The organism is Paenibacillus sp. N119s (genome assembly GCF_059447605.1).
The window spans coordinates 1-353 of the sequence record NZ_JCAJRU010000541.1 but is presented as its reverse complement, the minus strand read 5'-3'; the positions used below and the strand labels follow the sequence as shown (position 1 = coordinate 353).

1 protein-coding gene is annotated in these 353 nt (G+C 60.6%); it reads right to left on the bottom strand.

Features of this window, described 5'->3' with window-relative positions; translation table 11 throughout:
- Positions 1–353: AMP-binding protein (locus AC5V8P_RS26230; RefSeq protein WP_495474136.1), on the bottom strand; the 353-nt coding region annotated here is incomplete at both ends.

Below are 353 nucleotides of genomic sequence, written 5' to 3'. Positions count from 1 at the left end.
TCGAAGTACGACACGTCCACCGTCGCTTCGGTCGGACCATACAGATTGACCAGCTTCGCTCCGGCCAGGCTCGACACGAGCCGCTGGAACCGGGCCACATGCTGTGGCGGCAACGCTTCGCCGCTGGCAAAAACATGGCGCAACGTGCCCAGTTTCGCTTGAATCACTTCTCGCGGCTGCTGCTCCACATACTCCAGGAATGCATGCAGCATGGCTGGCACGAAGTGCATCGTGGTCACGCCGTCGCGGGCAATCGTATCCACGATGTCTTCCGGATTCTTTTCCCCGCCCACGGACAACAGGCTTACCTTCGAGCCGACCATCGACCACCAGAACAGCTCCCACACCGACAC